Source organism: Amycolatopsis sp. NPDC114504, assembly GCF_055633595.1.
Map to the genome: position 1 here is coordinate 292,357 of NZ_JBVKDU010000002.1, position 17,009 is coordinate 309,365.

The following is a 17,009-nucleotide window of genomic DNA, read 5'->3' on the forward strand; positions in this document are numbered from 1 at the left end:
GTCAGCGCTGGACGGCGTCGAGGAACACGGTCGGGACCTCGTTCTCGCGCACGACCGTGCCGAGCAGGGCCGCGAGCCGGTCGCGGTCCGGGGCGCTCAGGCCCGCGGCCAGGTCGTCCACCCGGCGGCACGTCGCCGCGTAGAAGTCCTCCGCCAGGTCGCGCCCTTCCTCGGTCAGCACGACCTGGACCGCACGACGGTCGCCCGGGTCGGGCTCGCGACGGACCAGCTCGCGCCGGACCGCGCGGTCGACCAGGCCCGTCAGGCTGGACTTCTCGAGGCCGAGCGTCGCGCCGAGGTCGCCCATGCCGTACGGACGGCCCATCAGCACGCACAGCAGCTGACCCTGCTGCACGGTGAGCCCGTACTCGCGCGCCGACTCGGCGTAGACGGCGTTCACCAGGAACGACGCCCGCACGAGCCCGGCCACGACGCCGAGGTCCTCCCCGTTCTTCCCCATCGCGCCAGCCTACTTCGCGACGGCTTCCCGCACGGCGGGCACGATCTCCCCGGCCCAGCGCGCGGCCGACGTCTCGTCCGGCGTGCTGCCACCGGGCCCGAACAGCACGAACCCGGCGGCGCCGTGCTCCAGCACCGCGCCGGTCAGCTCCTCGACCCACTGGTCCGGCGAGCCACCGATCCAGCGCCCGTCTTCGGCGCGGGTCTTCGGTAGCGGCTTTTCGCTGATCCGGCCGGGGAAGTTGTAGACGGTGACGACGTCCGCGGGATCGCGGCCGGCGTCGACCGCGGCCTTGTCGATGAGCGGGCGCGAGGTGCGGTAGCGCTCGCTGAGCCAGTCGGCGGCGCGGCCGGGCATCCAGCCATCGGCGAGGCGCCCGGTGACGGCGAGCGACTTCGGCCCGACGGACCCGGTCCACACCGGCGGCATCGCTTCCCGGGCCGGTTCGAGGTCTGTGACCTGGTAGAACTCGCCGTCGAAGGTGACGGGCCCGCCGCCTCCGCCGAGCATCTTGACGAGCCGGATGCCTTCCTCGAAGGCACGGACGGCCTGGCCGGGGGTCAGTTTGGTGAACCCGAGCCGCGCGATGTCGTCCCAGAGGCCACCGACGCCCATCCCGAGCACGATCCGGCCACCGGTCAGGGCGCTCAGCGACGTGACGGTGCGAGCGAGCATCGACGCGGGGCGCGTCGGCAGGTTGGTGACGCTGACCAGACCGGAGATCCGTTCGGTGCGTCCCAGGAGGACGCCGAGCTCGGCGTACGCGTCGAGCCGGTCGGCGTAGTACGGGTGATCGGAAACGGTGAGCAGGTCCAGCCCGGCGCGGTCGGCTCGGACGGCGAGCTCGAGGGTGTCCGGTACGGCGGCGACCGCGGTGGACACGCCGATGCCGAAGTGCGTCATGGTTCCTCCCGGTGTTAGTTCGTGCTACGAACTGACTATACATAGTTCTTAGCACGAACTACCTGACCTCACCAGGACGCGGTCCGATATTCGGTTTGCGCCACGCCGCGCGACGGCTAACGTAGGTCTCGCCCGGTGCGACGGTGAGGGTTACTTCTCTGGTATCCCTTGGGTTCGACTCCCGAAAGCCTTCACCACTTCGATCTCGGGCACACGCACTCCCGGTGCGAGCAAGATCTCGGGAGCCGCGGTCACACCGATGCCCGGTGCGCAGGCGAAGGTTACTTCCTTGTAGTGGGCGGGTCGGGGGTTCGAATCCCTCCCGGACCATTTTGGTCCGGTAGCTCAGCCTGGCAGAGCGGCAACGTACCTTCGCCGACTTCGATCTCGGGCATCGCTGTGGCCGCGGCTCCCCCATCACGAGGGGGAGAAATGAGCAAGTTCAACACCGCCCGCGCGCCCGCCGCGACTTCGCCGGTCCGCGGTGAGGCCACGCCTTCCGCTACCACCCACCAGGGTGGGGCCGGCTACGCGCGCGATGCCCGGTCCGAGCTCTTCCTGCTCGCCGTCACCAACATGGTCGGGGAGCACACCTTCTACGAGTCCGCCGGCGAGCGCGACACCCGCTACGCCGCGCTCGTCCACGCCGCGACCCTCGAGGATCCACAGTGGACGGCCCGGTTCCTGCGCTGGCTGCGCACCGAGGCGAACCTGCGCACCGCGTCGCTCGTCGGCGCGGCCGAGTTCGCCAAGGCGCGCCGCGACGCCGGGCTCGACGGGCTGAGCCGCCAGGTCGTCGCCGACGTCCTGCAGCGCGCCGACGAGCCCGGTGAGCTGCTCGCCTACTGGACTTCCGTGCACGGCAAGAACATCCCGAAGCCGGTCAAGCGCGGCGTCGCCGACGCGGCCCGGAAGCTCTACGACGAGCGCGCGTACGTCAAGTGGGACTCGTCCGCGCGGGCGTTCCGCTTCGCCGACGTCCTCGAGCTGACGCACCCGGCCAACCGTGACGCCGCCCAGGGCGCGCTGTTCAAGCACGTCCTCGATGAGCGGCACGACCGCGGCAACCCGCTGCCGGACGCGCTCGGGGTGCTGCGCGCCCGTGCCGAGCTGACGGCGTGGGACGTTCCCCGCCGTCGCGAGCTGTTCGGACAGCCGGACGCCGCCGACGTCCTTCGTGCGGCGGGCATGACCTGGGAGTCCGTCGCCGGCTGGCTGCAGGGTCCGCTCGACGCGCGCGTCTGGGAAGCGCTGATCCCGTCGATGGGATACATGGCGCTGCTGCGGAACCTGCGCAACTTCGACGAGGCCGGTGTCTCGGACGACGTCGCGCAGCGGGTCGCCGCGCGGCTGGGCGATCCCGCGCGGGTCGCGAAGTCGCGGCAGCTGCCGATGCGGTTCCTGTCGGCCTACCGGGCGGCGCCGTCGCTGCGGTGGGCGTGGGCGCTGGAGCAGGCCATCGCGCATTCGCTGGCGAACGTGCCGGAGCTGCCGGGCCGGACGCTCGTCCTCGTCGACACCTCCACGTCGATGAAGCTGGGCTTCAGCCGTGACGGCACCCTGATGCGCTGGGACGCCGCCGCGGTCTTCGGCCTCGCGCTGGCACGCCGGTGCGCGGACGCCGACGTCGTGTCGTTCTCGGACGGCTTCCTCCTGGGCGGCCCGCACACGAAGGTGTTCAAGCTGCGTCCCGGCGGGTCGCTGCTGAGCGACGTCGAGCGCTGGAAGTCCCGCGGGTACTTCCTCGGCGGTGGCACGAACACGGCGGGCGCGCTGAAGCGGCACTTCGCGCGGCACGACCGCGTCGTCATCCTCACCGACGAGCAGGCCGGCCACGGCGACGTCGGCCACGCGCTGCCCGCGCACGTGCCGCTGTACACGTGGAACCTGGCCGGCTACCAGTACGGCCACGCGCCGTCGGGCAGCGCGCACCGGCACACGTTCGGCGGCCTGACCGATCAGGGATTTCGGATGATTCCCCTGCTCGAGGCGGGCCGGAACGCCGATTGGCCGTTCTGAGAGAAGCCGCGGAGGCCCCCATGACGGGATCATGGGGGTCTTCGCGCTGTGTACGGACCGTCACAGGATTGGCCGTGGACCGGCCACTGGTCTGCGCCGTATAGTCCACGTGGAATAAACGACCTGGAGTCATCCGAAGGGACTAACGATCATGGCCTCGGCCAAGCTGACCCCACTCGGCCTCGCCGTGCTGGAGCTGCTCCACGAGAAGCCCATGCACCCCTACGAGATGGCTTCGCTGATGCGCGAGCGGTACGTCAGCACCCGCGTCAACGTGAAGGCCGGGTCGCTCTACCACACCGTGGAACGCCTCCAGCGCAACGGTTTCATCGAGGTCGTCGACACGCAGCGCGACGGCAGGCGGCCCGAACGGACCGTCTACGGCATGACCCAGGCCGGCCTGGACGAGTTCAACCAGCGCGGCCGTGAGCTGCTGGGCGACCTCGCCGACGAGTTCCCCGCGTACCTGTCCGGGCTCGCCGTGATCGACGAGCTCGGCAAGGAGACGTCCCTGATCGAGCTCGAACACCGGATCACGCGGCTGCGCGCCGCCGTCGCGGCCGACCAGGCCGTGCTGGAGCGCCTCGCCGAGGACCGGACGCCGCCCATCTACTGGCTCGACTGGCAGTACAAGTGCGACCAGCGGAAGTTCGAGCTCGACTGGACCGTGCGCCTGCACGAAGAACTGAAGTCCGGGCGGATCCCGTTCCAGGACTGCGAACAACCGAAGCTCACGCTCATCACCGAGGAAGACGACGATGAACGCAAGACAAGCTAACCCGTGGGCGGCGCTCGGCGCGCTGTGCCTCGGCTTCTTCATGATCCTGCTCGACACGACGATCGTGTCGATCGCGATCCCGACCATGCTGCGCGAGCTGAACGCCGGGCTGAACTCCGTCGTCTGGGTGATCAGCGTCTACCTGCTGACCTACGCCGTGCCGATGCTGTTCACCAGCCGGCTCGGCGACCGCTTCGGCCCGAAGCGGGTGTTCCTCGCCGGGCTGGTCGTGTTCACCGGCGCGTCGCTGTGGTGCGGCCTGTCCGGCAACGTCGAGATGCTGATCGCCGCGCGCGCCGTGCAGGGCATCGGCGCCGCGCTGATGACGCCGCAGACGCTGGCGTTCATCACGCACCTGTTCCCCCCGGCCAAGCGCGGCCCGGCGATGGGCATGTGGGGTGGCGTCGCCGGGCTGGCGACGATCACCGGCCCGCTGCTCGGCGGCGTGCTCGTCGACCACCTCGGCTGGGAGTGGATCTTCTACGTCAACGTGCCGATCGGCGTGGTCGCCATCGTCATGACGCTGCTGATGGTGCCGGACTGGCAGCCGAAGCACTCGCACTCGTTCGACGTGATCGGCATCCTGCTCTCCAGCCTGGCCCTGCTGTTCATCGTGTTCGGCGTGCAGAACGGCCAGCAGTACGACTGGGGCACCGTCTGGGGCGGGATCACGGTGTTCGAGATCATCGGCGCCGGCGTGCTGCTGCTGATCGCGTTCGTGGTGTGGCAGCGGGTCAACAAGCGCGAGCCGCTGCTACCGCTGCAGGTCTTTTCGAACCGCAACTTCTCGGCGGGGACGCTCACCGCGACCACGGTCGGCTTCGCGATGACCGGCATGTTCCTGCCGCTGGTGATCTACATCCAGTCGGTGCTCGGGCTGAGCCCGACGATGGCGGGCCTGCTGACCGCGCCGATGTCGCTGCTGTCGGGGATCGTGGCGCCGTTCGTCGGGAACCTGTCCGACAAGGTCAACGGCAAGTACCTGGTGATGTTCGGCCTGGCGTCGCTGGCCGCCGGGCTCGGGGTCATCGCGCTGCAGGCGTCGCCGGACAGCAGCCCGTGGAGCTTCATCCCGGCGCTGCTGCTGTGCGGCCTCGGCATCGGCTGCGTCTTCTCGCCGATGAGCAACATGACGATGGGTTCGGTCGAGCCTCGGCTGGCCGGGACGGCGTCGGGCATCTTCAACACGTCCCGCCAGGTCGGCGGCGTGCTCGGTTCCGCGGCGATCGGCGTGCTGCTGCAGGCCCAGGTGAGCTCGTCCATCGCGGACGAAGCGACGAAGGCGGCGGCGCAGCTGCCGGAGCAGTACCGGGCGCCGTTCGCGGAAGGCATCGCGAAGGCGGCGGCGAGCACCGGCGAGTTCGGGTCGGCCGGCGGGCCGTCGCCGATGCCGGGGCTGCCGGCGGAGGTCGCCGCGCAGGCCGGTCGCCTCGCGTCCGACGCGGTCCACAGTGGACTGACGGACGCCGCCCGCGTGACGATGCTCCTGCCGATGGTCGTGCTGCTGCTCGGCGTCATCTCGGCGGCCATGCTGCGGAAGGTGAAGCCGCGCTGGGAAACCCCGGCGCCGGCGCCCGAAGCGGCCGCGGCCTGAAAACCGTGCGAGCCTCCGGGTGTCGGGACCGGAGGCTCGCACGAACCGCGGGAGCGGTGGTCTAGCGCACGGTCTTCGGCGCCGAAGCCGAATCCGCCCGGATGGTCGCCCGGCCCTTCGTCCCGCGGATCCTGGTCCACAGCGACTGCGACCGGGTGGCCGGCGTCGATTCTGTGACTCGTACGGTCATCGGTCACCTCCGCGTCTGTCCCCCAGCGCCATATGTTGCGAGCAACAACAAAATAACTCCGTTTGCCTCGTGACGCCGGTCACAATTCGGTTACGGCAAGCGTCCGGGTACCTTCGCCGGGTGCAGTTCGTCCTCGCTTCCCAGTCCCCCGCCCGGCTCGCCCTCCTTCGTTCCGCGGGCCTCGATCCGGCCGTGTTCGTCTCCGGCGTCGACGAAGACGCCGTCGCCGCTTCGCTGACCGACCCGTCGCCGTCCGAGCTCGTCGCGGCCCTCGCCGCGGCCAAGGCCGAAGCCGTCCTCGACCAGGTCGCCGCGGCCCACCCGGACGCCGTCGTCGTCGCCTGCGACTCGATGCTGAACATCGGCGGGCAGATGGTCGGCAAACCGCCCACCCCGGACATCGCGCGGCAGCGCTGGGCCGCGATGGCGGGGTCATCCGGTGAACTCCTCACCGGCCACGCGGTCATCCGGCTCGACGGCGGCACGCGCGCGAAGGAGACCAGTGGCTGGGAGTCGACGACCGTCCGGTTCGGCACGCCGAGCGCGCACGAGATCGACGCCTACATCGCGACCGGCGAGCCGCTGCACGTCGCCGGCGGGTTCACGATCGACGGCCTGGGCAGCTGGTTCGTCGACGGGCTCGACGGCGGCCACACGAGCGTCATCGGCATCAGCCTGCCGCTGACGCGCCGCCTGCTCGCCGAGGTCGGCGTCAGTGTCGTAGATCTCTGGCGGTCTCCCGCATCCTGAGAAGGGCGCCACACGAACGGGTGATCCGGAAGAGTCCTGCCTTACCTAACGTTCTGTTTACCCGGCAAGTCAGACTGCAACTTTCGAGCACCGGAGTCGCCCCGTGTCTTTCGTACGGACATACACCAAACCGCGGGTGTTCGCGGCCGCGGTTCTCGGCTCGCTCGTCGTCGGCGCCCTGCTGGGCGTCGTCGCACGGCAGACCGGAACCGGCTGGCTGACCGATCTCCTCGACCAGATCGGCACCATCTTCACGACGTTGCTGCAGATCGCGGTGATCCCGCTGGTCTTCACGGCGATCGTGGTCGGCATCAACAGCCTCCGGAAGCTCGGCGGCGGCCGCACCGCCGCCCGCCTCGGCGGCAAGACCGTGCTCTGGTTCGCCATCACGTCGTTCATCGCGTCGCTGATCGGCATCGCCGTCGGCCGTATCTTCGACCCGGGCTCGGGCGGGCTCGGCGGCGTCGCGGCGACCGCCAAGAACGCGGACAAGGCCGCCGCCAGCGTCGACCACTGGGGCTCGTGGAGCGCCTTCGTCAAGGGGCTCCTGCCGGAGAACTTCGTGAAAGCGTTTGCCGACGGCGAGACGCTGCAGGTGCTGTTCCTCGCGCTGGTGATCGGTGCGGCCGCGTACAGCCTGGGTGACAAGGCGAAGCCGTTCGTGGACTTCACGACGAGCGTCTTCGAGATCATCCAGCGCTACCTCGGCTGGATCGTCCGGCTGGCCCCGATCGGCATCATCGGCCTGATCGGCGCGGCCGTCTCCAACTACGGCGATGCCCTGTTCCGTCCGCTGTTCTCGACCACGCTCGCGGTGTACGTCGGCTGCCTGCTCGTGCTGTTCGTCGTCTACCCGATCCTGCTGCGGTTCGTGGCGAAGGTCAGCCCGCTGAAGTTCTTCGCGAAGGCCGGCACGGCGATCCAGTTCGCGTTCGCTTCGCAGTCCTCGGCCGCGACGCTGCCGCTGACCCGCCAGTCCGCGGTGAACCTCGGCGTCCAGCCGGCGTACGCGGCCTTCGCGACCCCGCTCGGCAGCGCGACGAAGATGGACGGCTGCGCGGCGGTCTTCCCGGCGATCGCGGCGATCTTCGTCGCCAACCTGGCCGGGGTGTCGCTGAACTTCTGGCAGTACGTGGGCATCGTGGTGGTCGCGGTGGTCGGCGCACTGGCGACGGCCGGCACCACGGGCTGGCTGACGGCGTTCACGCTGACGACGTCGTTCATCGGCCTCGACGCCAAGCAGGTGGCGATCGGCCTGGCGCTGATCTACTCGGTCAACCCGATCATGGACATGATGCGCACGGCGACGAACGTGGCCGGCCAGATCGCGGTCCCGGTGATCGTGGCGCGCGCCGAAGGCCTGCTCGACGACGAGGTCCTGAACGCCCCGACCGACGCCCCGGAGCACACCGACGACGGCTCGGCGGCCCGCCACACCGAACCCGCCCCCGCCTGACCCCAAGCTGGGTCAGGAGGACGGGCAAGTCCGCAGGTCGGTGCGGGTCAGGCGGATGTCCGGCCAGCCGCGCAGGTCCGACGGTGCCGTGTAGCGGCGCGTGCAGCCGACCGACTTGCCCGTCAGGTCGTACACCTGGCCCAGCACCGGGGCCGCGTCGCACTTCGCGGTTCCGGACTCCGTGCCGGGGCAGTCGTGGCGGACCACGATCACGTCCGGGCGGCCGTCGGCCGTGACGTCGTAGAGCGACAACGTGCCCGCGTCCGCGAAGTACGGCTTGCCCGGCGCGCGCCACACCCCGCCGCTCTCGACCAGCAGTTCGCCGTACGCCGCCTTGCCCTGGTCGCCGACGTCGCCGCGGACCAGGCACGTCGGCGCCGCGCCGTCGATGCAGCGCAGCGAGTTCTGGTCCAGCCGCACGCCCAGCTGGGCGATCGACAGCTCGAACACCGTGCCCGGCTCGGCCCCGACGCGCACCCGGCCCGCGCCGCCCGACGCGTCGGTCAGCAGCACCACCGGCGTCCCGCCGACCGTCACCGCCGCGAGCTGGCGGCACGGGCCGCCGCCGCAGGTCACCACCGCGGCCACCGGGGCGGTCGCGGGCTCGGCCGCGCCGGCGGGCTCCTCCGGCCGCGGCCGCAGCAGGAAGACCGCGGCGATCGCGCCGAGCGTCACCACCGCGGCCAGCACCGCGGTGAGCAGCGCCGACCGAGGCGTGCTCGCCGCCGAAGTCCGCATGAGACAGAGCGTAAGCCGCATCGCGACTGTGTGTGGGCAGCGGCCCGGCGGGGTGTGGCCGAAATCCCCCGGCCGTGCACCCGACGGAGGCACCCCGGGTTCGCGGAGCGTGTCCGTCTATGTTGTCCGAGTGACGAACCCGAACCTTCCCCCCGCCCTCTACCTGCCCACCGGCCCGGCCAGCGCCGAGACCGAAGGCGCGTCGATCGAGCTGCGCCGCACGCCGGACGGCCGCACCGCGCTCGTTGCGTTCACCGCTTTGGACCGGCTGATCGACTGCTGCGGCGAGCACCAGCCGTGGGTGCTGGTCAACACCGAGCACCTGCCGAAGGTCCACGCGGCGAACCCCTACGACGTCATCGTGCTGGACTCGCCGCTGCCCCAGGAGCTGCGCCACCACGTCTGAGCGTGGTTCAGCTCTCACTCAAGGGACTCCCGACGGCATATCCGTAGACTCCCCCGTACCGCGTGAGCGGTCAGCAATGCAGCTGTCGGGACGCAGGAGGTGCGGGGTGGCCGAGCAGGTCGGCGAATCCACCGGTGGTCCGGTGACCAGGGTCCTGGTCGCCAACCGGGGCGAGATCGCGGTACGCGTGATCAGAGCCGCCAAGGACGCTGGACTGACCAGCGTCGCGGTGTACGCGGACCCGGATCGCGACGCACCGCACGTGCGCCTGGCCGACGAGGCCTTCGCGCTCGGCGGCACCACAGCCGCCGAAAGCTACCTGAACTTCGACAAGCTGCTCGACGCCGCCAAGCGCTCGGGCGCCGACTCGGTGCACCCCGGCTACGGCTTCCTGTCCGAGAACGCGGACTTCGCCCAGGCCGTCATCGACGCCGGGCTGACCTGGATCGGGCCGAGCCCGCAGGCCATCCGCGACCTCGGCGACAAGGTCACCGCGCGCCACATCGCCCTGCGCGCGGGCGCGCCGCTCGTGCCGGGCACGAAGGAGCCGGCCAAGGACGCCGACGAGATCGTCGCGTTCGCCGACGAGTACGGCCTGCCGGTGGCCATCAAGGCCGCGTTCGGCGGCGGTGGCCGCGGCCTCAAGGTCGCGCGCACCCGCGAAGAGATCCCCGAGCTGTTCGAGTCGGCGACCCGCGAGGCCGTCGCCGCGTTCGGCCGCGGCGAGTGCTTCGTCGAGCGCTACCTGGACAAGCCGCGGCACGTCGAGGCGCAGGTCCTGGCCGACCAGCACGGCAACGCGATCGTCGTCGGCACCCGCGACTGCTCGCTGCAGCGCCGGCACCAGAAGCTCGTCGAGGAGGCGCCCGCGCCGTTCCTGTCCGACGAGCAGCGCAAGCGCATCCACGAGTCGGCGAAGGCGATCTGCAAGGAAGCCGGGTACTACGGCGCCGGCACGGTCGAGTACCTCGTCGCCACCGACGGCACGATCTCCTTCCTCGAGGTCAACACGCGCCTGCAGGTCGAGCACCCGGTCTCGGAGGAGACCACCGGCCTCGACCTGGTTCGCGAGATGTTCCGCATCGCGCGCGGCGAGAAGCTGCGGATCACCGAGGACCCCGAGCCGCGCGGCCACTCGATCGAGTTCCGCATCAACGGCGAGGACGCCGGCCGCGGCTTCCTGCCCGCGCCGGGCACGGTGACGAAGTTCGTCGCGCCGAGCGGCCCCGGCGTCCGCGTCGACTCCGGTGTCGAGTCCGGCAGCGTGATCGGCGGCCAGTTCGACTCGATGCTGGCGAAGCTGATCGTCACCGGGTCCGACCGGAACAACGCCCTCGAACGCAGCCGCCGCGCGCTGGCCGAGATGGTCGTCGAGGGCATGGCGACGGTGCTGCCGTTCGACCGCGTGATCGTCGACGACCCCGCGTTCATCGGCGACGAAAACGGTTTCAGCGTGCACACGCGCTGGATCGAGACGGAGTTCGACAACAAGATCGAGCCGTTCGTGGCGCCGGACGTCGAGGCCGCCGAAGAAGAGCCGCGCCAGAACGTCGTCGTCGAGGTCGGCGGGCGACGCCTGGAAGTGTCGCTGCCGGGCGGGTTCGCGCTCGAAGGCGGCGGGGGCGGCACCGCCGTCAAGGCCAAGCCGCGCAAGCGCGCCGGCGGTGGCAAGGCTGCGGTCAGCGGTGACGCCGTCACCGCGCCGATGCAGGGCACCATCGTGAAGGTCGCCGTCGAAGAGGGCCAGACGGTCGAAGCCGGTGAGCTGATCGTCGTCCTCGAGGCGATGAAGATGGAGAACCCGGTAACCGCACACAAAGCGGGCACGATCACCGGCCTTTCGGTCGAGGTCGGCGCCGCCGTGACCCAAGGCACACAGCTCCTGGAGATCAAGTAGCGCAGTTCGTTACGGATGTCGTGGTGGGCCGCCCCCGAGGCGGCCTACCATCGACTACGTGACCGAAGTCCCGTCTCCGCAGCTGCGGATCAGCGACCAGAACCGCGAGTCCGCGCTGTCCGCGCTCGGTGAGCACATGAGCGCGGGGCGGATCGACATCGACGAATACGGCGAGCGCTCGGCGCGGATCACCGCGGCGAAGACGCGCGGCGAGCTCGTCGAGATCTTCGCGGACCTCCCCGCGCCGCACCCGAAGTACGACGACACCCCGCAGGCTGTCGTGGCGCCCGAGCCGGCCCAGGAGGCCGCACCGGCACCGCGGCACCCGGGTACGCCGGACGGCTGGAGCGGCCCGCAGCGGTTCGTCGCCGCGTTCGTCCCGCTGGTCTGGATCGCCGTGATCGCGCTGATCGCCACCGGGGTCGTGCACGGGGCGCTGATCCTCGTCCCGATCGGGCTGAGCATCTTCGGCCGGTCGATGTGGGGCCACGCCGGCCACCACGACCAGCACCACGACCGCCGTGAGCGGCACCTGCGCGACCGGGACCGCCGCCGTGAGCTGCGCGACTCCTACCGCGACCACCGGCGTGGCCTGGACCGCTGATCCACCGTGGGCGACATGCGGTTGAGCGACGACGAACGCCAGGACGCCCTGGACGTCCTCGAGGAGCACGTCCGATCCGGGCGGCTCGACATCGACGAATACGGCACGCGCTCGGCGAAGGTCACCGCGGCCAAGCGGGTCAGCGAGCTCGTACCGCTGTTCGACGACCTGCCGTCGCCGCGTCCGAGCGCGCTGCTCAACGGGGCTTCCGCGCCGCCGGTACCGGTGATGTCCGGCGACAGCGCGCTGCAGCAGTTCCTGATCCGCGGCGCGGTCCCGATCGCGATCGTCCTCGCGGTCGCGGTGCTCATCCTGTCCCGCGGCAGGCTGCTGATCATCTCGGTGGCGCTGCCGCTGGTGGTCGCGATGATCGCCGGGGCCCGCCGACGGCGCTGAGCCTGGGAGGATCACCGGCGTGATGGGCGTGGTGCCGGGCGCGCTGGACGCCCGAGGCGAACGAGTGGCGGGGCCGATCTTCACCGGCGTCGGACTGGCCGGGCTCGCCGCGTGCGTGTTCTGGGGGCCCGGGATCCGGGGCGTCACGCTGGCCGTCGTCGTCGCGGTGGCGGTGTGGGTGCCGTTGCTGATCCCGCTGTTCCCGCACCGGCGGACCCACCCGTGGCTCGCCGCCGGCTACTACGCGGGCGTGCTCGCGGCCGCGACCGTGCTGGTGGCGCACGACGACACGTTCATGGGTTTCGCGTCCTTCGGCTACCCGCTCGCCTTCGTGCTCTTCCCGGCGCGCTGGGGGTTCTTCGCGGTGGCCGCGACGGCGACGCTGCCGCTGCTGGCCGCCAACTCGGATTCGCGCAGCCCGACCTGGGTGCTGGTCCTGTCGATGGCCGGGCCGCTGCTGTACGCCGCGTGGTTCGTCGGCGCGGAGAGCGAGCAGCGGCGGAAGGCGAACGTCCGGCTGGAAGCGGCCCTAGAAGAGAACGCGGACCTCCACGCGCGGCTCGTCACCCAGGCGCGGGAAGCCGGTGTGCTCGACGAACGGCAGCGGATGGCCCGCGAAATCCACGACACCCTCGCCCAGGGCCTGACCGGGATCGTCACGCAGCTGCAGGCGGCGGACGGCCCGGACCGCGACCGGCGGGTCGAGCAGGCTCGCGCGCTCGCCCGGGAGAGTCTCGGCGAAGCGCGTCGCGCCGTGCAGGCGCTGCGGCCGGAACCGCTGGCCGCGGCCCAGCTGCCGGAAGCGCTTTCCCGGCTGGCCCGGCGGGTCTCCGAGACATCCGGGGTCGCCGTCCGCCTGGAGACGACCGGGGAAACCCGGCCCCTGCTGCCCGATCTGGAGGAGACGCTCTACCGCGTCGCGCAGGAGGCGCTGGCGAACGCGGAGAAGCACGCGAAGGCGTCCCGGATCGGCGTGACACTGTCCTATTCGGACGATCTGGTGCTGCTCGACGTCGTCGACGACGGCGCCGGCTTCAGCCCCGGCGACCGCGGCGACGGCACCGGGTTCGGCCTGGAGGCGATGCGGCAGCGCGTCCGGCGGGTCGCGGGCACGCTGTCGATCGAGAGCGCGCCGGGCGGCGGCACGGCCGTGAGCGCCCAGGTTCCGGCGCTCTGAGATTCCTCCTTTCGCCGGGCAACCGGTCGCCCACCTCGGACGTGGTGATCACGCAGGTCGGGGGAAAGGGGAAAATGATGGGCAAGAAGTGGATGCGGGCGGGGGTGCTCGCCACCGTGGCGATCGCCGTCACCGCGCTGGGGGCACCGGCGGACGCCGCGGCAATCCGGCTGTCGTGGAAGCCGACGCTCCTGCCGTTGCCGGCGGGGGCGAACCCGCAGGGGCACGGGTATCTGACCGCCTCGGACGGCCACGGCGAGTACACGGGCTCGTTCATCGTCGACGACAAGCTCCAGGTCGTGAGCTGGCGGGACGGCGAACCGGTGCTGCGCGGGGTGCCGGAGGGCTACGAGTGGGCGATGGTCGCAGGGGAGGACAGCTCGGGTCGCGTGTACGGCGACGCGATCGACTACGACACGAGCAGCGACCGCTCGTTCGTGCTCGACGCCACGGGTTTCCACCTGCGCGAAAACCCGGTGGGCTTCCGGGACTTCCAGGTGCGCGCGGTCAACCGCCGGGGTGACGCGGTGGCGTTGCTGATCAGCGACGACCCGGCCAAGGACACGCCGGCCGTCTGGCCCGCCGGCGCCACGGCGCCGACGCTCCTGTCGTTCCCGCCCGGCACCGACAACGTGACCGACATCGACGACGACGGCGCGATCCTGTTCTTCGGGGTCGAGCGCGACGTCGTCTGGAAGAACGGCGTGAGCCGGCCGCTGGCCGACATCGAGGGCTTCTCGAACCCGCACGGCTCGTCGATCCGCAACGGGGTCGTCGTCGGGTTCGCGTCCAACGCCAACGCGTCACAGGCGGTGCGGTGGAGGACCCCGGAGCAGGCCACGCCGCTCTCCGGCGGCGACTACGCCATCGACGTGAACGCGCGCGGGTTGACCGCCGGGCTGGCGCCGGTTCCGGGGTCGTTCCGCGGCAAGCCGATCGCGTGGCGGGGCACCACACCGGCGGGTGAGCTGAAGCAGCCGGGCACGTACACGGGGTACCAGCCCGGCCACGTCAGCGACGACGGGACGTTCGCCGGGTGGGCGTCGAACGGCCCGCTGGACGAGGGCGGGGTGCCCGTGATCTGGCGCCTGGCGCCGTGACCGAGGGGGTGGACCGGGGGTGACCCGGCCTTGATCGCCGGGCCGGGGGCGGCGTGCTCCCGGCCTGGCTAGGCTGGGCGGAGTGGAACCGGTGGAGATCAACGCGGGCACCTACTACCTGCGCCAGCTGCGCGCCGACCGGCACATCGACGACCGGCCGCTGCTCATGGAGGCGTTCGCCGACCCGACGCACCGCAAGTACGTGCTGAACTACCGCTTGCGCACCCTCGACGAGGCAACGGAGTACGTGGCGCTGCGAGCGGCCCAGTGGGCGGGCGACGAGCGCTGTTCGTGGGCGATCGCGGAGCCGACGTCGGGCCGCCTGCTGGGCGAGGTGGGCCTGCGCGAGCTGGACCTGCCCGCGGAGTACGCGGAGGCGACGATCTGGGTCCACCCGACCGAGCGAGGCAAGGGAATCGCGACAACGGCGTTGAACGCGGCCTTGCGTTTCGGTTTCGGAGGGTTGGGGCTGACCGAGGTGAGTTACCGGTACGAGGAGAGCAACACGGCCTCGGCGATCGTGGCGGAGCGCTGCGGCTTCACGCTGGTGGGCCCGGAGCCGGACCGGGCGCCCACGGGCGAGCGCCTGATCCGCTGGCACCGCACAGCCTGACGGCAGCCCCGCCCTTCCCTGGGGGGCGTCCCCTTGGCCAGTCTATCGGCGCCTCCGGACAAACCCGGTCCGAAGGCGCTCGGCGGAGCCAGTTGTCCACAACCCGCGAGGGCTGGGGACAACCGCCTCAGCTCACCGGCTCCACGATGCCCGCGCGGGCCTCCGGGGCCGCCGACCTCAGGGCGTCCGCCGCTTCGTCGCTCGGCTGGGACTGGGACTCGCGCTCTGCCTCCACACGGGCGTTGTAGACCTCGATCTCGCGCTTCACCGTTTCGGGTGACCAGCCGAGGACCTTGCCGACCAGCGTCGCCACCTGCTCCGCGCAGTCGACCCCTCGGTGGGCGTACTCGATCGAGATGCGCGTTCGGCGGGCCAGGACGTCCTCCAGGTGCAGCGCCCCTTCGTGCGAAGCCGCGTACACCACCTCGACGCCCAGGTAGTCCGGTGCGTGCTCGATCGGCTTCAGCAGCTCCGGGCGGCCGCTCGCCGAGGCCAGGACCTCGTTGACCAGCGAACCGTAGCGATCCAGCAGGTGACGGACGCGGTACGGGTGCAGGCCGTGCTCGGCGGCCAGGTGGTCGGCCTGGTTGACCAGCGCGTGGTACCCGTCCGCGCCGATCAGAGGCACCTTGTCCGTGATCGACGGCTGGGACCGGCCCGGCAGGTCCACCGCCGCCGCGTCGACCGCGTCCGCCGCCATCACGCGGTACGTCGTGTACTTGCCGCCCGCGATCGCGACCAGGCCCGGCGCCACCCGCGCCACCGCATGCTCGCGCGAAAGCTTCGACGTCTCTTCGCTCTCCCCCGCCAACAACGGCCGAAGGCCCGCGTACACACCTTCGATGTCTTCGTGCGTCAGCGGCGTCGCAAGGACGCTGTTGACGTGCTCGAGGAGGTAGTCGATGTCGTGCTTCGTCGCCGCCGGGTGGGCCAGGTCCAGGTTCCAGTCCGTGTCCGTCGTCCCGACGATCCAGTGGTTGCGCCAAGGGATCACGAACAGCACCGACTTCTCGGTGCGCAGGATCATCCCCGACTCCGACACGATCCGGTCGCGCGGCACGACGATGTGCACGCCCTTGCTCGCCCGCACGCGGAACCGCCCGCGACCACCCGACAAGCGTTGCAGCTCGTCGGTCCAGACGCCGGTGCAGTTGATCACCGCGGCCGCCGAGATCTCCGTCTCGCGGCCGTCCTCGACGTCGCGCACGCGCACGCCGGACACCCGGTCGGCCTCGCGCAGGAACCCGACGACCTGGGTCGACGTCCGCACGACCGCGCCGTAGTGCGCCGCCGTCCTGGCCACCGTCATCGTGTGGCGGGCGTCGTCGGACTGCGCGTCGTAGTAGCGGATCCCGCCGATCAGCGCGGACCGCTTGAGCGCCGGCACCATCCGCAGCGCGCCCGCGCGGGTCAGGTGCTTCTGGCCGGGGACGCTCTTGGCGCCGCCCATCGTGTCGTACATCAGCAGGCCGGCGGCGGTGTACGGCCGTTCCCACACGCGGCGCGTCAGTGGGTAGAGGAAGCTGACCGGCTTGACCAGGTGCGGCGCGATGGTCGTCAGCATCAGCTCACGTTCGCGAAGCGCTTCCCGGACCAGGCCGAACTCGAGCTGTTCCAGGTAGCGCAGGCCGCCGTGGAAGAGCTTGCTCGACCGGCTCGACGTCCCCGAAGCGAGGTCGCGGGCTTCGACGAGCGCGACCCGCAGCCCGCGCGTCGCGGCGTCCAGCGCCGTTCCCGCGCCGACCACGCCGCCGCCGATGACGACGAGGTCGAACGTCTCGTTGCCGAGCCGCTGCCAGGTCTCTTCGCGCTTGACCGGGCCCAGTCGAGCCGGGTTCGTCTCCGCTGCGTGCTGCGCCACGTGACATTCCTCCTCGGTGCCGGCGAGGGTTCCAGCATCGCACGACCTGGTGATCCTCCGCCCGTCC

17 protein-coding genes are annotated in these 17,009 nt (G+C 71.1%); 12 read left to right on the forward strand and 5 right to left on the reverse strand.

Annotated elements, in window-relative coordinates:
* Window position 1: 1 nt before the first annotated feature.
* Together ACZ7PG_RS12965 and ACZ7PG_RS12970 are read right to left on the reverse strand one after the other, a co-directional pair.
* Window positions 2-460, reverse strand: coding sequence for a MarR family winged helix-turn-helix transcriptional regulator (locus tag ACZ7PG_RS12965; RefSeq protein WP_470239301.1), 459 nt, complete (start codon window positions 458-460; stop codon window positions 2-4).
* A 9-nt stretch (window positions 461-469) separates the two neighbouring features.
* Window positions 470-1,363, reverse strand: coding sequence for an LLM class flavin-dependent oxidoreductase (locus ACZ7PG_RS12970; protein ID WP_470239302.1), 894 nt, complete (start codon window positions 1,361-1,363; stop codon window positions 470-472).
* Window positions 1,364-1,795: 432 nt separating this feature from the next.
* Between ACZ7PG_RS12970 and ACZ7PG_RS12975 the strand changes: the two genes are divergently transcribed.
* From ACZ7PG_RS12975 to ACZ7PG_RS12985, 3 genes are all read left to right on the forward strand, one after another.
* Window positions 1,796-3,382: a TROVE domain-containing protein gene (locus ACZ7PG_RS12975; RefSeq protein ID WP_470239303.1), complete on the forward strand. Its 1,587-nt coding sequence runs from the start codon at window positions 1,796-1,798 to the stop codon at window positions 3,380-3,382.
* Window positions 3,383-3,533: 151 nt separating this feature from the next.
* Complete coding sequence (locus tag ACZ7PG_RS12980; RefSeq protein ID WP_470239304.1) at window positions 3,534-4,160, forward strand: PadR family transcriptional regulator; 627 nt, start codon at window positions 3,534-3,536, stop codon at window positions 4,158-4,160.
* Window positions 4,141-5,754 carry a DHA2 family efflux MFS transporter permease subunit gene (locus tag ACZ7PG_RS12985; RefSeq protein ID WP_470239305.1) on the forward strand — a complete coding sequence of 538 codons (1,614 nt, stop codon included), beginning with the start codon at window positions 4,141-4,143 and terminating at the stop codon, window positions 5,752-5,754. Before ACZ7PG_RS12980 ends, ACZ7PG_RS12985 begins: the two co-directional genes overlap by 20 nt.
* A gap of 61 nt (window positions 5,755-5,815) precedes the next feature.
* Here ACZ7PG_RS12985 and ACZ7PG_RS12990 read toward each other — a convergent pair whose 3' ends face one another.
* Window positions 5,816-5,944 carry a hypothetical protein gene (locus ACZ7PG_RS12990; protein WP_470239306.1) on the reverse strand — a complete coding sequence of 43 codons (129 nt, stop codon included), beginning with the start codon at window positions 5,942-5,944 and terminating at the stop codon, window positions 5,816-5,818.
* Between the two features lie 120 nt (window positions 5,945-6,064).
* Between ACZ7PG_RS12990 and ACZ7PG_RS12995 the strand changes: the two genes are divergently transcribed.
* Window positions 6,065-6,694, forward strand: a complete 630-nt coding sequence (locus tag ACZ7PG_RS12995; protein WP_470239307.1) for a Maf family protein — start codon at window positions 6,065-6,067, stop codon at window positions 6,692-6,694.
* 103 nt (window positions 6,695-6,797) lie between these two features.
* Window positions 6,798-8,150: a dicarboxylate/amino acid:cation symporter gene (locus ACZ7PG_RS13000; protein ID WP_470239308.1), complete on the forward strand. Its 1,353-nt coding sequence runs from the start codon at window positions 6,798-6,800 to the stop codon at window positions 8,148-8,150.
* 12 nt (window positions 8,151-8,162) lie between these two features.
* Here ACZ7PG_RS13000 and ACZ7PG_RS13005 read toward each other — a convergent pair whose 3' ends face one another.
* Window positions 8,163-8,888, reverse strand: coding sequence for a hypothetical protein (locus ACZ7PG_RS13005; protein ID WP_470239309.1), 726 nt, complete (start codon window positions 8,886-8,888; stop codon window positions 8,163-8,165).
* A gap of 130 nt (window positions 8,889-9,018) precedes the next feature.
* Between ACZ7PG_RS13005 and ACZ7PG_RS13010 the strand changes: the two genes are divergently transcribed.
* The 7 genes from ACZ7PG_RS13010 (at window position 9,019) to ACZ7PG_RS13040 (ending at window position 15,081) form a co-directional block, all read left to right on the forward strand.
* The gene (locus tag ACZ7PG_RS13010; protein WP_086673790.1) at window positions 9,019-9,294 is read left to right on the forward strand and encodes an SAV_915 family protein; all 276 of its coding nucleotides are present in this window, start codon (window positions 9,019-9,021) and stop codon (window positions 9,292-9,294) included.
* Between the two features lie 106 nt (window positions 9,295-9,400).
* Window positions 9,401-11,191, forward strand: coding sequence for an acetyl/propionyl/methylcrotonyl-CoA carboxylase subunit alpha (locus tag ACZ7PG_RS13015; RefSeq protein ID WP_470239310.1), 1,791 nt, complete (start codon window positions 9,401-9,403; stop codon window positions 11,189-11,191).
* Window positions 11,192-11,249: 58 nt separating this feature from the next.
* The gene (locus ACZ7PG_RS13020; RefSeq protein WP_470239311.1) at window positions 11,250-11,795 is read left to right on the forward strand and encodes a DUF1707 SHOCT-like domain-containing protein; all 546 of its coding nucleotides are present in this window, start codon (window positions 11,250-11,252) and stop codon (window positions 11,793-11,795) included.
* 6 nt (window positions 11,796-11,801) lie between these two features.
* On the forward strand, window positions 11,802-12,191 hold the full coding sequence (locus ACZ7PG_RS13025; RefSeq protein ID WP_360469333.1) for a DUF1707 SHOCT-like domain-containing protein: 390 nt from the start codon (window positions 11,802-11,804) through the stop codon (window positions 12,189-12,191).
* 22 nt (window positions 12,192-12,213) lie between these two features.
* Window positions 12,214-13,368: a sensor histidine kinase gene (locus ACZ7PG_RS13030; RefSeq protein ID WP_470240742.1), complete on the forward strand. Its 1,155-nt coding sequence runs from the start codon at window positions 12,214-12,216 to the stop codon at window positions 13,366-13,368.
* Window positions 13,369-13,445: 77 nt separating this feature from the next.
* A complete protein-coding gene (locus tag ACZ7PG_RS13035; protein WP_470239312.1) occupies window positions 13,446-14,468 on the forward strand; it encodes a hypothetical protein in 1,023 nt (340 codons plus the stop codon).
* 82 nt (window positions 14,469-14,550) lie between these two features.
* The gene (locus ACZ7PG_RS13040) at window positions 14,551-15,081 is read left to right on the forward strand and encodes a GNAT family N-acetyltransferase (RefSeq protein ID WP_470239313.1); all 531 of its coding nucleotides are present in this window, start codon (window positions 14,551-14,553) and stop codon (window positions 15,079-15,081) included.
* A 127-nt stretch (window positions 15,082-15,208) separates the two neighbouring features.
* On the opposite strand, the gene ACZ7PG_RS13045 is transcribed toward ACZ7PG_RS13040, so the two are convergent.
* Window positions 15,209-16,942, reverse strand: a complete 1,734-nt coding sequence (locus ACZ7PG_RS13045; protein ID WP_470239314.1) for a glycerol-3-phosphate dehydrogenase/oxidase — start codon at window positions 16,940-16,942, stop codon at window positions 15,209-15,211.
* Window positions 16,943-17,009: the final 67 nt, after the last annotated feature.